This window comes from Actinoplanes sp. CA-051413, from assembly GCF_050955795.1.
Taxonomy (GTDB): Bacteria; Actinomycetota; Actinomycetes; order Mycobacteriales; family Micromonosporaceae; genus Actinoplanes.
This window is the reverse complement of sequence record NZ_CP192100.1, coordinates 5,212,214-5,225,099: the sequence shown is the minus strand read 5'-3', so window position 1 is coordinate 5,225,099 and position 12,886 is coordinate 5,212,214. Positions and strand designations below refer to the sequence as shown.

Below are 12,886 nucleotides of genomic sequence, written 5' to 3'. Positions count from 1 at the left end.
CTCGAGCGTGCCGTCCCCGGGCTGTGAGCGAATCGGTCCACGGATCGGTCTCCGGCTCAGTCCCGGGGCGGAGTGGTGCCGGGCCGGACCAGCCCCACCTCGTACGCGAGCACCGCCGCCTGCACCCGGTCCCGCAGGCCCAGTTTGGACAGGATCGCCGACAGGTGCGTCTTGACGGTCGCCCGGCTCAGCGTGAGCCGTTCGGCGATCTCGTCGTTGGACAGCGCCCGGGCGACCAGGGCGAGGACCTCGACCTCCCGCTCACTGAGCGCCGCGAGGCTCGGCGGCGGCTCCCCACCGGGCAGCTCAAGCGCGAACCGGTCCAGCAGCCGGCGGGTCACGGTCGGAGCAAGCAGGGCCTCGCCGCTCGCGACCACCCGGATCGCGTCGGCCAACTCGGCCGGCCGGATGTCCTTGAGCAGGAAGCCGCTGGCCCCGGCCCGCAGCGCGGCGAACACCGGCTCGTCCAGGTCGAACGTGGTCAGCATGATGATCCGGGCCGGGTGGCCGGCCCGGGTGAGCTGCCGGGCGGCCGCGATGCCGTCCATCCCGGGCATCCGCACGTCCATCAGGATCACGTCCGGCCGGACCTCGGCCGCCAGGGCGACGGCACTGCGGCCGTCACCCGCCTCACCGACGACCTCCAGGTCGTCACGACTGTCGATGATCATCGCAAAACCGGCCCGGACCAGCTCCTGATCATCAGCGATCAACACCCTGATCAACGTCATCCGCCCCCTCCCGCGTCCGGCATCGGCTGGCCCACACCCGTGGCCGGAGGCCGTCGGCCCGCCGCGTCCGGCATCGGCTGGCCCACACCCGTGGCCGGAGGCCGTCGGCCCGCCGCGTCCGGCATCGGCTGGCCCACACCCGTGGCCGGAGGCCGTCGGCCCGCCGCGTCCAGCATCGGCTGGCCCACACCCGCGGCCGGAGGCCGTCGGCCCGCCGCGTCCGGCGCCGTCACGCGGCCCGTTCCAAAGGCAGGTCGGCGCGGACCCGGAAGCCGCCGCCCGGCAGCGGCCCCGCGTCCAGCGTGCCGCCGAGCAACTGCGCGCGTTCCCGCATGCCCACGATGCCGCGGTGCCCCGACCCGTCGACCCGGCCGACCGCACGCGCCGGGCCGTCGTCGCGGACCTCCACCCGCAGCGCGTCCGGCTCGCACCGCACGGTCACCTCGGCCCGGGTCGCCTGGCTGTGCCGCAGCGTGTTGGTCAGCGACTCCTGCACGATCCGGTATGCCGACAGGTCCACCGCCGCGGGCAGCTCGCGCAGCTCGGTGCGCAGGTCGACCCGCAGGCCGGTGGCGCCGAGCGCGGCCGCGAGCGCCTCCAGCTGCGCCAGCCCCGGCTGGGGGCCGCCGTCGGCGGGGTCGTCGGCGCTCATGGTGTGCAGCAGGACCCGCAGCTCGGCCAGGGTGGAACGGGCCGCCGTGGCGATCGTCCCCAGCGCCTTGCGGGCCTGCTCGGGCCGGCGGTCGAAGACGTCCTCGGCCGCCGCCGCCTGCACGACGATGACCGACACCGTGTGGGCCAGGACGTCGTGCAGCTCGCGGGCGATCCGGTTGCGTTCGCGCAGCACGATGCGCCGCCGCTGGTCCTCGCGCCGCAGCGCCCGGGTGCGTCCGAGCTCGCCCAGCGTCCAGCCCAGCGCGGGCCCTGCTACGGCCAGCAGCAGATTGCGCCAGTCGCCGTCGATGAGCTTCCACGGGGTCGCCGCGACCAGCAGGGCCAGCACCCACAGCGACCGGCGCGGCGTGCGCAGCCGGGTGTAGCAGGCCAGCACGGCGGCGGACTGGCCGAGCCAGCCGATGTCCGGGGTCAGCACCTCCAGGCCGATGCCGGCGGCCACGGCCACAGCCATCGCCGCCTCGGGCCGCCACCTGATGAACGCCACGCTGCCCGCCTGCACCAGCGCACAGGCCACGGCGACCGCCCGGCCCGCGGTGGTCGCCGGGCCGCCCGGGGTGATCAGCACGAGCGTCACCAGGACCACGGACAGTCCCGCCGCGACGGAGATGCCCGCGATCCGTTCCTGGTCCCGGGGAAGGCGCACGCAGCGATCGTAAGCGGCCCGCCGGAGGCGGTCATCGGCCCTGGGAACGACCCGTGTCTCATCCCTGAGAACGACGCCCGCGGTTTGCCGCTGCCCGGCCCGGGAAACCTGATCGGTATGCCAACTCGTGAGGACATGCCGGGGACGCTGAAGCGGTCCCCGAAGAAGGCGCAGGACACGTACGTCGCGGCGCACGACTCGGCCGTCAAGGAGTACGGCGAGGGTGAGCGCGCCCACCGGACCGCCCTGGCTGCGGTCAAGCATTCGTTCGAGAAGGTCGGCGACCACTGGGAGCCCAAGGCGAAGAAGGGTCCCAGCGACGCCAAGGCGGCCGGCGGGCGGGACACCCCGAAGAAGACCGCCGGCGGGGTCGACGCCAACGCGAGCAAGGAGCACCTGCTCAGCGTGGCCAAGAAGCTGGACATCTCCGGCCGGACCAAGATGAAGAAGTCCGAGCTGGTCGAGGCCATCCAGCAGGCCAACGCCAAGAGCACCCGCAAGGCGCGCGGCAAGTGAGCGACCTGGCCCGCTTCGTCAGCGCCCAGCAGGACGTCCACGAGCAGGCCCTGGCCGAGCTGACGGCCGGCAGCAAGCGCAGCCACTGGATGTGGTTCGTCTTCCCGCAGATCGCCGGGCTCGGCCGCACCGCCACCGCGCAGCACTACGCCATCGCCGACCTGGACGAGGCCCGGGCCTACCTGGCCCATCCGGTGCTCGGGCCCCGGCTGGCCGAGTGCGCGCGGGCCCTGCTCGGCGTGCACGGCCGCACTGCCACGCAGATCCTGGGCACCCCCGACGACCTCAAGCTGCGGTCGTCGATGACGCTCTTCGCCCACGCGGCCGAGGACCCGGCCGTGTTCCGGGCCGTGCTCGACCGCTACTACGGCGGCGAGGACGACCCGGCCACGCTTCAGCGGCTGTAACGCTCCCGGCGTACGGTCGGTTTGCGGCCCCGGATCGTGGCCTGCGACATCGCCTCGATCACCATCTCGGCGGCCGATTCCGGCACCTCGACCAGCGAGAAGCGGTCGGTGATCTGGATCGCGCCGATGTCGCGGGCGTTGAGCCCGGACTCGCCGGCGATCGCGCCGACCAGGTCCTGCGGGCGCAGCCCGGCCCGCCGGCCGAGCCCGATGAACAGCCGCGCGACGCCGGCCCCGGCCGGTCCGCCGCGGCGCTCGGGACGCTTGCCGTCGCGGCCCTCGGGGCGGTCCCGGATCGTCTCGCGCGGGGTGGGGATCTCCTGCTCGTCGACGTCGCCGCCGGCCGCCTCGTGGGCCAGCTTGACCGCGGCCAGCGCCACCGTCTCGATGTCGAACTCGCTGGTCAGCGACTCGATGACCACGCGGAACCGTTCCAGGTCGTCGGCCTGCAGGCTGCTCTCCAGCGCCGCGCGGGTCAGCTCCAGGCGCCGGGCCCGCAGGTCGGTGACCGTCGGGACCTTCTCCAGGGTGATCCGCTGGCGGGTGAGCCGCTCGATCGCCTTGAGCATCCGCGACTCGCGCGGCTCGGCCAGGGTGATCGCGGCGCCCTCGCGGCCCGCGCGCCCCACCCGGCCGATGCGGTGCACGTACGCCTCGGGCGCCGACGGCACGTTGTAGTTGACCACGTGGGTGAGCTGCTCGACGTCCAGCCCGCGGGCGGCCACGTCGGTCGCGACCAGCAGCTCGGTGCTGCCGGCGCGCAGCCGGCCCATGACCCGGTCCCGCTGGTCCTGGCTCATGCCGCCGTGCAGGGCCTCGGCCCGGTAGCCGCGCCCGTTGAGCGTCTCGGTGACCTGGTCGACCTCTTCCCGGGTGCGGCAGAAGATGATCGCCGCGGCGGGCGCCTCCACGTCCAGCACCCGGCCCAGCGCGGCCGGCTTGTGCGCCCGGGCCACGATGTACGCGCTCTGCCGGACCAGCGGGATCTCGCCCGGCGCCGAGGCCTCCCGGCCCATCTGGATCCGGACCGGGTCCTTGAGGTGGCGGCGGGCGATGCCGTCGATGCGCGGCGGCATCGTGGCGGAGAACAGCACGGTCTGCCGGGTCTGCGGGGTCTCGGCCAGGATGGCCTCGATGTCCTCGGCGAAGCCCATGTCGAGCATCTCGTCGGCCTCGTCGAGCACGACCGTGCGTACGTCGCTGAGGTTCAGCGTCTCGCGGCTGATGTGGTCCAGCACCCGGCCGGGGGTGCCGACCACGACGTCCACGCCGCGCTGCAGGGCCTGGAGCTGGCGTCCGATGGGCTGTCCGCCGTACACCGGCAGGACGCGGACGCCCAGGTCACGGCCGTAGCGGTGGACCGCCTGGGAGACCTGCTCGGCCAGCTCGCGGGTGGGCACCAGCACCAGGGCGGCCGGGCCGCCCTTGGCGTCGGGCTCCAGGCGGTGCAGCAGCGGCAGCGCGAAGGCCGCGGTCTTGCCGGTGCCGGTCGCGGCCTGGCCCAGCAGGTCGTGGCCCTCCAGCAGCGGCGGGATGGCCTCGCGCTGGATCGGCGTCGGCTCTTCGTAGCCCAAGCTGGTCAGTGCCTTCAGCAGCTCGGGACGGAGCGCCAGACCGGCGAAGCCTGTCGCGTCCGCGAACAGGTGCTCGCTCATTATCTCTGCTCCGGATCGATCGTGCGCCGGTCACATCGGTGACCGCATCAACGACGACAAGGATACGGGGCCGGCATTCGGGCTCAGCCGGCCGGGACCTTGAACGGGTCGTGGTCGGCCAGCAGCTTGTCCAGCCGGGCCTGGTCGACCCGGCGGACCACGGTGCCCGCGTCCTGCATGTCGCGGACGCATTTGGCCAGCGTGAACGCCGACGTGACCACGTAGAGCAGGCCCACGGCGAGGAAGGCGCGGATCCAGCTGCCCACCGGCAGGTACGCGATCCCGGTGGCGACCGCGGTCAGGGACAGCGCGAAGGAGGCGATGGACTGCACGTAGAAGGCGGTGGTGGTCCTCGGTTGCGGATTGGTGTCCATGCCGCAGTCTGGTCCGGGCGGTCGTACCTGCGACTGAGCCCGGGTACTCAGAGCCGGGTTACGACAGGATGACGGACATGGCGGACGTGGTCGTGGTGGGCGGCGGCATCATCGGTCTGACAGCGGCGATGCGGCTGCGGGAGCGCGGCGCGGCGGTGACCGTGTGGACGCCGGAGGACCCCGCCCGGACGGTCTCAGCGGTGGCCGCCGCTGCCTGGTATCCGACCCGGACCGGCTTCGACGAGCGGATCCTGACCTGGGCCGCGGCCACCTACGACCAGTTCTGCCGGGACGCCTTCGACCGGGTGCCGGGCGTGCTCATGCGCGAGACCCGCAACCTCGAGCGGTCCGGCGCGACCGGTGAGCCGTGGTGGGCGCCGGCCGCGCGGGACGTGCGCTACCTGCCGGCCGAGCCGCCGTGGACCAGGGAGGTGCGCTTCCGGGCGCCGCTGGTGGAGATGGGCGTGTATCTGCCGTGGCTGCGTGAGCGGCTGCTGGCCGCCGGGGTGCGCGTGCTGCGGCGCCGGGTCGACCGGCTGGAGGAGGCCCTGGTCGAGGCGCCGGTGGTGGTCAACGCGACCGGGCTGGCCGCCGGTGCGTTGTGCGGTGACCCGGAGGTGGTCCCGGCCCGCGGGCAGATCGTGCTGGTCGCCAACACTGGCATCTACACCTCCGTACGCGACGAGGGGGAGCCGTCGACCTACGTGCATCCGCGCAGCCGGGACGTCGTGCTGGGTGGCACCTGGCAGGAGGGGGACTGGAACACCACGCCCGACCCGGCGACGCGGGACGCGATCCTGGAACGCTGCGTGGCGCTGGTGCCCGAGCTGGCGGGTGCGCCGGTTGTGGGGGAGAAGGTCGGGCTGCGCCCGGTGCGGCGTGGGGGACCGCGGGTGGAGGCGGAGAAGTGGCCGGGCGGGACGGTGGTGCACGCGTACGGGCACGGCGGCGCCGGCATGACGCTCTGCTGGGGCTGTGCCGACCAGGTCGCCGAGCTTGCTCTCTGACAACGGCCGTTCACCTTCCGTTCACCTTCGCCCGCGACTAGGCTCAGATTTCCACGGCATCGATCTTGATGAATCATGCAGTGTCGCGTGAGGAGACCGTCCGATGACCGACCGACCCCGCCTGCTACCCATCCTCGGACCGGCCGGGCATGCCGGTCGCGACCCGAAGACCTGCCTGTACCGCTGCGGCAACGCCTGCGACCATCCCGTGCCCAACGAGTCCGCCAACCCGTACCTCGGTGACGTGGTCAACACCGCGATGACCCGCCGCGGGGTGGTCCGGGCCGGTGCGGTCGGGGCCCTGGTGCTCGGCTTCGGTGCCGCGCCGGCCGCCGCGGGTGCCGCGCAGGCCGCCGAGCCCGCGGCGGTGCCGAAGCACGGCGGCGGGCGCGCCGGGGCGCTGACCTTCAAGCCGATCCCGCCGAACGAGCTGGACACGGTGATCGTGCCCAACGGCTACGACAGCGCGGTGGTCATCCGCTGGGGCGACCCGATCCTGCCCGGCGTGCCCGGCCTGGACGTGCACCGGCAGACCGCGCGCCGCCAGTCCGCGCAGTTCGGCTACAACAACGACTTCCTCGGGGTCCTGCCGCTGGGCCGCGACGGGCGCCGGGCGCTGCTCGTGGCCAACCACGAGTACACCAACGAGGAGCTCATGTTCCCCGGCTTCACCACTCAGGAGGCGCTGAGCGTCGAGCAGGTCCGGGTGGCGATGGCCGCGCACGGCATGTCCGTGGTGGAGCTCGAACGCGTCGCCGGCACCGGGGAGTGGCGGCCCGTCGGCGGCCGGCGGCCGTACAACCGGCGGATCACCATGCTGGACACGCCGTTCCGCTTCACCGGCCCGGCGGCCGGCACGGCGCTGCTGCGCACCGCGGCCGACCCCCGCGGCCTCACCCCGATCGGTACGCTCAACAACTGCTCGGGCGGCGTCACGCCGTGGGGCACCGTGCTGTCCGGCGAGGAGAACTTCAACCAGTACTTCGTCGGTGGCGACGCCGCCCCGGCCGCCCTCAAACCGGCCCTGGCCCGCTACGGCATCTCCACCGCCACCCGGGTGCCGGACAAGTCACGGCGCTGGGACCGCGCCCAGGAACGCTTCGATCTGGCCAAGCACCCGCACGAGGCGCACCGCTTCGGCTGGATCGTCGAGGTCGACCCGTCCGACCCCGGTTCGACGCCGCGTAAGCACACGGCGATGGGCCGCTTCAAGCACGAGGGCGCGAACGTCATCGTGGCGAAGAACGGCCAGGTCGCCGCGTACATGGGTGACGACGAGCGGTTCGACTACCTCTACAAGTTCGTCTCCGCGAAGAAGTTCGTGCCGGGCGGCTCGGCCTCGGCCCGCCGGCACAACCTGACGCTGCTGGAGTCCGGGACGCTCTACGTCGCGAAGCTGACCGGTGACAGCCCGGCGGCGGAGATCGACGGCAGCGGCAAGTTGCCGTCCGACGGTGCCTTCGACGGCCGCGGCACCTGGATCAAGCTGGTGTCGGGGGACCGGTCCTCCGTGCCCGGCATGACCGCCGCCGAGGTGCTGACCTTCGCCCGGCTGGCCGGCGACGCGGTCGGCGCCACCAAGATGGACCGGCCCGAGGACGTGCAGCCCAGCCTGCGGACGGGCAAGATCTACGCGGCGCTGACGAACAACGTCAACCGCGGCGTGGGTACGAACGCGGGGCCCGACGAGGCCAACCCCCGCCGGGAGAACAAGCACGGCCAGATCTTCGAGCTCGTCGAGGACGGCGGCGACCACACGGGCGAGACCTTCACCTGGTCGTTGCCGATCGTCTGCGGCGACCCGGCCGACCCGTCGACGTACTTCGCCGGCTACGACAAGACCGCCGTCTCGCCGATCTCGTGCCCCGACAACGTGGCCTTCGACAGCACCGGCAACCTGTGGATCGCCACCGACGGCAACCAGCTGGGCAGCAACGACGGCCTGTTCGCCACCGCCATCGAGGGGCCGGAACGCGGCCACCTCAAGCAGTTCCTGACCGTGCCGCCGGGGGCCGAGACCTGCGGGCCGTTCATCACCGGCGACGACCGCTCGGTCTTCACGGCGGTGCAGCACCCCGGTGAGATCGACGGCGCCACGCTGGACGAACCGGCCTCGACCTGGCCCGACGGCGACTTCGCCAAGCCGGCCGTGGTGGTCACCTGGCGCCTGGACGCGGGCCCGATCGGCAGCTGACCGGGACGGCCCTGCCCAGGCCGGACAACCGGGCACTTGACGGGCTCGCGTAGCGGCGGGCCCGTTACCCCTTTCGTGGCAGCGGGTTGCGGCCCGGGCGGCTGCGTCGGACGCTGGTGGCGGCAATGTGCCGAGGGTGCCGGCCGATGGTGGTGGTTGTGGTCTATGGAGCGGCAGTCGGAAGTCCTGGCCGGCTGCGAGGCGGTGTGGTCGGCCGGCTGGATCGCGGTGTCCGGCGCGATCGACGCGGCCAACGCGCCGGTGGTCGGGCACCGGATGCGTGCGCTCGTCGGTCCCGGGGAGCTCCACGTCGATTGCCGCTCCGTCACGTTCCTTGATGCCGCCGGTCTTCGCATGCTCGCCGAGGTCGGCGCCACGGCACACGCCGAGGGCGCGACCGTGTGCCTGCAGTGCTCACCGGCAGTGACGGAGATGTTGACCTTGTGTGGTGTGCGGGAGCTTCCCGGCGTAACGCTGAAACATGCGAGCCACGACAGCCCGGGGAGCCGACAGTGATCAGCCTGGCCGATGGTGGCCGCTCGGGGACCTTCGACCACCGCGCCCTCGTCGTCGACGGGGACGACACCGTCGACCGCGTGCTGCTCCCGTACCTTCGCCGGAAGATCACGTCCGACCAGGCTGTCCTGATGGTTGTCGGAGCCGACACCGAAGCGATCGTCCGGGACCGCCTGGGCCCTGATGCCCACGCCCTGCAGTGGGCGCCGATGAACGCCTTCTACCAGCGCACGGGCTTCACCTACTCCAGGTTCCTGCGGTATCTGCGGGAACGGCAGTCCCGGCAGGAGGTCGTGCACATCGTCGCCGAGCCCGACGTCGTGACCGATCCTGATTCGCCGGTGGACCGGGCGGCCGCGTACCTGGGTTACGAGGCGATGGCCAATGAGGTGTACACCTGCTACCGCTGCTCGATCACCTGCGTCTGGCACGGCGGCCGGCAATCGCCGTCGATCATCGACGGGGTCCGCAAGGTCCACCAGCGAGAGCTGAGCGCCCACGGCGTCGTGGACAATCCCGGGTACGTGGCGCCGGGCGACTTTCTCGGCGAGCGGGCGCAGGCCACCATGACGGCGGTTCCCCCGGTTACGGATGTGGACCTGACCGTCTGGCACGTCGAGGAGGTGGCGGCCTGTCGCGCCGCTGTCGCCCAGTGGGCGACCTCGCGGCACTTCGTGCCCACGGCGGTACGGCAGGTGGTCACGGCGACCAGTGAAGTGGTCATCAACGGGTTGAGACATGGCCGGCCGCCGGTGCGAACACGCGCGTGGAGTCAGGACGCGACCCTGATCGTCCACGTCGACGACCACGGCGGACGATGCATCCCCGTCCACGCCGGTTACCGGCCACCGCTCAGTCCCGCCGATCCGGCCGGACTGTGGGTCGCCCGTCAGTTCGCGGACGTCCTCACCAGCCGCACCGACGGTGGCCGGACCGCCGTACGGATGTACTTCCCCTACGCGGTGACCCACCGCAATCTCCGCGTGCCCAGCTGACATCGCCCCGGCCGGCGCGGATCTTTCCTCGCGTTGATCCGAAACGGCCCGCGATCCGTATTCCGGCTCACCAGGATCATCGAAGAACCATGGCCGGAGGTTGACGTGTTCGCGGTCGATCGGATGTTGCGTCACCTGGCGGGCACGGCACTGGCCGCGGTCGCCCTGCTCGTGTTCGACCCGCAGGTGGCAAGGGCCGAACCCGGCGTACCGGTGCCGCCCAACGGCCTACTCACCGACCGCGGCAAGGGTGACGTCTCCGACGCGGACCGCGATTTCGCGGTCAAGGTCCGGCTCGCCGGGCTGTGGGAGATCCCGGCCGGCCAGATGGCCGAGGAGAAGTCGCAGGATCCGCGGATCCGCGCGATCGGCAAGGACATCGCCACTCAGCATGTCGCGCTCGACAAGCTCGTCCGGGCCGCGGCCAAGAAGCTGGACGTCACCCTGCCCGACAAGCCCAACGCGGACCAGCAGAAATGGCTCGCCGAGATGCGCGACGCGGAGGGCGAGGAGTTCGACCGGGTGTACATCGACCGGCTGCGGGCGGCCCACGGCAAGATCTTCCCGGCCATCGCCACGATCCGGGCCGGCACCCGCAACGACACGGTGCGCAAGCTCGCCCAGCGCACCAACCAGTTCGTCATGACGCACATGACGCTGCTGGAGAGCAGCGGCATCGTCGACTTCGCCGCGCTGCCGACCGTGCCGCCGCCGGCCGCGGCCACGGGTGGAACGGCCAACGTCGCCCAGAAGCAGGCCCCCGCGAGCTCCGCCACCGACCTGTCGGTGACCCGGAATCCGGTGCCCGCCATGATCCTGGTCGCGATCGCGAGTGCGGCGGTGACCGCCTTCGTCCTGCGGTACTTCATGCAGAACTCCCGCCGGAACTACCGGCGGCAACGCCCCAGGTACTTCGAGTCCTGACCCCGGGCCCGACCCGGGCCGTCGTGTTCATCCGGCGTTCACCGTACGTCCGGACCAGCTCCAATCGCAGCTCTTAGCGTCAGGCGACCCCGTCCGTGACGGGGGCCATATTGCCTGCGAGGAGCTCTGCCCCGATGACTGAACGACCCCGCCTGCTGCCGCTGCTCGGCCACACCGGGCGCGACGCGATGACGTGCCTCTACCGCTGCGGCAATGCCTGCGACCACCCGGTGCCGAACCGGACGGACAACCCGTACCTCGGCGACGTCGTGAACACCGGGATGTCGCGCCGCGGCGTGGTGCGCGCCGGTGCCGTGGGCGCGCTCGTGCTCGGCTTCGGTGGCACGGCGGCTGCCGCGGCCGGCCCGGCGTCGGCCGCACCCGCCGCCGCGCCGGTCGCCGAGGGACTGCTCGAAACCCTCCAGAAGGGGAAGGCCGGCCCGCTGACCTTCAAGGCCATCCTGCCGAACAAGCTCGACAACCTGATCGTCCCGAACGGCTACGACTCGGCCGTCGTCATGAGCTGGGGCGACCCGGTCCTGCCCGGCGCGCCGGAGTTCGACATCACCGAGCAGAGCGTGCGCCGCCAGTCGGCGCAGTTCGGCTACAACAACGACTTCGTCGGGGTGCTGCCGCTGGGCCGCGACGGGCGCCGGGCGCTGCTCGTGGTCAACCACGAGTACACCAACGAGGAGCTGATGTTCCCCGGTTTCACCACCCTGGACGCGCTCAGCGTGGACCAGCTCAAGATCGCGATGGCGGCCCACGGCCTGTCGGTCGTCGAGCTGGAGCGGGTCGAGCGCACCGGGCAGTGGCAGCCCGTCCGGGCCCGGCGGCTGCCGTACAACCGGCGGATCACCGCCCTGGAGACGCCGTTCGCGTTCACCGGCCCGGCCGCCGGCTCCGTGTGGCTCAGGACCGCCGCCGACCCCAAGGGCCGGACCGCGATCGGTACGCTCAACAACTGCTCGGGCGGCGTCACCCCGTGGGGCACCGTGCTGTCCGGCGAGGAGAACTTCAACCAGTACTTCGTGGGCGGTGACGCGGCCCCCGAGGCGCTCAAGCCCAAGCTGGCCCGTTACGGCATCTCCACCACGGCCCGGGTGCCGAGCGGCTCGCGGCGCTGGGACCGCGCCCAGGAGCGTTTCGATCTGGCCAAGCACCCGCACGAGGCGCACCGCTTCGGCTGGATCGTCGAGGTGGACCCGTTCGACCCCGATTCGACGCCGCGTAAGCACACCGCGATGGGCCGCCTCAAGCACGAGGGCGCCAACGTCATCGTCGCCAAGAACGGCCACGTGGTCGCGTACATGGGTGACGACGAGCGGTTCGACTACCTGTACAAGTTCGTCTCCGACGGCAAGTACCTGCCCGGCGACTCGGCCCACGCCCGCCGGCACAACCTGACCCTGCTGGAGTCGGGCACCCTCTACGTGGCCAAGCTCGGCGGCGACAGCCCGGCGGCCGAGATCGACGGCACCGGCAAGCTGCCGTCCGACGGCGCTTTCGACGGCCGCGGCACCTGGATCAAGCTGGTGTCGGGCAACCGCTCGTACGTGCCCGGCATGACCGCGGCCGAGGTGCTGACCTTCACCCGGCTGGCCGGCGACGTGGTCCTGGCGACCAAGATGGACCGCCCGGAGGACGTGCAGCCCAGTCCGCGTACGGGCAAGATCTACGCGGCCATGACCAACAACACCAACCGCGGCGTCGGCACGAACCCCGGCGTCGACGAGGCCAACCCGCGCAACGCCAACAAGCACGGCCAGATCTTCGAACTGGTCGAGGACCGCGGCGACCACACCGGCGAGTCGTTCACCTGGTCGCTGCCGATCCTGTGCGGCGACCCGGCGGACGCGTCGACGTACTTCGCGGGCTACGACAAGACGGCCGTGTCGCCGATCTCGTGCCCGGACAACGTGGCCTTCGACAGCGCCGGCAACCTGTGGATCTCGACCGACGGCAACGCGCTGGGCAGCAACGACGGCCTGTTCGCCACGGCGATCGAGGGATCCGAGCGGGGCCACCTCAAGCAGTTCCTGACCGTGCCGCTGGGCGCGGAGACGTGCGGGCCGTTCATCACCGGCGACGACCGGTCGGTCTTCGTCGCGGTGCAGCACCCGGGCGAGATCACCGGCGCGAGCGTCGAGAAGCCGGCCTCGACGTGGCCGGACGGGGACTTCGCCAAGCCGTCGGTCGTGGTGACCTGGCGCCTGGACGGCGGGCCGATCGGCAGCTGAGCCCGG

At 72.2% G+C, this 12,886-nt stretch carries 12 protein-coding genes; 8 read left to right on the top strand and 4 right to left on the bottom strand.

The genetic code is table 11. The features are described 5' to 3' along the window. Positions 1-56: 56 nt before the first annotated feature. Together ACQP2Y_RS24675 and ACQP2Y_RS24670 are read right to left on the bottom strand one after the other, a co-directional pair. The gene (locus ACQP2Y_RS24675; protein ID WP_433717292.1) at positions 57-731 is read right to left on the bottom strand and encodes a response regulator; all 675 of its coding nucleotides are present in this window, start codon (positions 729-731) and stop codon (positions 57-59) included. A 229-nt stretch (positions 732-960) separates the two neighbouring features. After that, complete coding sequence (locus ACQP2Y_RS24670) at positions 961-2,052, bottom strand: sensor histidine kinase (RefSeq protein WP_433717290.1); 1,092 nt, start codon at positions 2,050-2,052, stop codon at positions 961-963. Positions 2,053-2,169: 117 nt separating this feature from the next. On the opposite strand from ACQP2Y_RS24670, the gene ACQP2Y_RS24665 reads away from it, so the two are divergent. Both ACQP2Y_RS24665 and ACQP2Y_RS24660 read left to right on the top strand, forming a co-directional pair. Further along, complete coding sequence (locus tag ACQP2Y_RS24665; protein ID WP_433717288.1) at positions 2,170-2,568, top strand: ChaB family protein; 399 nt, start codon at positions 2,170-2,172, stop codon at positions 2,566-2,568. Beyond that, on the top strand, positions 2,565-2,975 hold the full coding sequence (locus ACQP2Y_RS24660) for a DUF1810 domain-containing protein (protein WP_360834304.1): 411 nt from the start codon (positions 2,565-2,567) through the stop codon (positions 2,973-2,975). The genes ACQP2Y_RS24665 and ACQP2Y_RS24660 overlap by 4 nt, the downstream gene beginning before the upstream one ends. On the opposite strand, the gene ACQP2Y_RS24655 is transcribed toward ACQP2Y_RS24660, so the two are convergent. Both ACQP2Y_RS24655 and ACQP2Y_RS24650 read right to left on the bottom strand, forming a co-directional pair. Further along, positions 2,963-4,630 (bottom strand): DEAD/DEAH box helicase, encoded by a 1,668-nt coding sequence (locus ACQP2Y_RS24655; protein ID WP_433717285.1) that lies wholly within the window; start codon positions 4,628-4,630, stop codon positions 2,963-2,965. The genes ACQP2Y_RS24660 and ACQP2Y_RS24655 overlap by 13 nt on opposite strands. An 83-nt stretch (positions 4,631-4,713) precedes the next feature. Next, a complete protein-coding gene (locus tag ACQP2Y_RS24650) occupies positions 4,714-5,004 on the bottom strand; it encodes a YiaA/YiaB family inner membrane protein (protein ID WP_212990485.1) in 291 nt (96 codons plus the stop codon). 77 nt (positions 5,005-5,081) lie between these two features. On the opposite strand from ACQP2Y_RS24650, the gene ACQP2Y_RS24645 reads away from it, so the two are divergent. The 6 genes from ACQP2Y_RS24645 to ACQP2Y_RS24620 all read left to right on the top strand — a co-directional run bounded on the left by ACQP2Y_RS24645 (position 5,082) and on the right by ACQP2Y_RS24620 (position 12,880). Then, positions 5,082-6,011, top strand: a complete 930-nt coding sequence (locus ACQP2Y_RS24645; protein ID WP_433717283.1) for an FAD-dependent oxidoreductase — start codon at positions 5,082-5,084, stop codon at positions 6,009-6,011. A gap of 103 nt (positions 6,012-6,114) precedes the next feature. Beyond that, positions 6,115-8,205, top strand: coding sequence for a PhoX family protein (locus ACQP2Y_RS24640; RefSeq protein WP_433717281.1), 2,091 nt, complete (start codon positions 6,115-6,117; stop codon positions 8,203-8,205). Positions 8,206-8,370: 165 nt separating this feature from the next. After that, entirely contained in the window at positions 8,371-8,721 is a 351-nt protein-coding gene (locus ACQP2Y_RS24635) for an STAS domain-containing protein (protein ID WP_433717279.1), read from the top strand. After that, complete coding sequence (locus tag ACQP2Y_RS24630) at positions 8,718-9,716, top strand: MEDS domain-containing protein (RefSeq protein ID WP_433717277.1); 999 nt, start codon at positions 8,718-8,720, stop codon at positions 9,714-9,716. The genes ACQP2Y_RS24635 and ACQP2Y_RS24630 overlap by 4 nt, the downstream gene beginning before the upstream one ends. A 105-nt stretch (positions 9,717-9,821) precedes the next feature. Further along, positions 9,822-10,640: a DUF4142 domain-containing protein gene (locus ACQP2Y_RS24625; protein WP_433717275.1), complete on the top strand. Its 819-nt coding sequence runs from the start codon at positions 9,822-9,824 to the stop codon at positions 10,638-10,640. Positions 10,641-10,774: 134 nt separating this feature from the next. After that, positions 10,775-12,880: a PhoX family protein gene (locus ACQP2Y_RS24620; protein WP_433717273.1), complete on the top strand. Its 2,106-nt coding sequence runs from the start codon at positions 10,775-10,777 to the stop codon at positions 12,878-12,880. Positions 12,881-12,886: the final 6 nt, after the last annotated feature.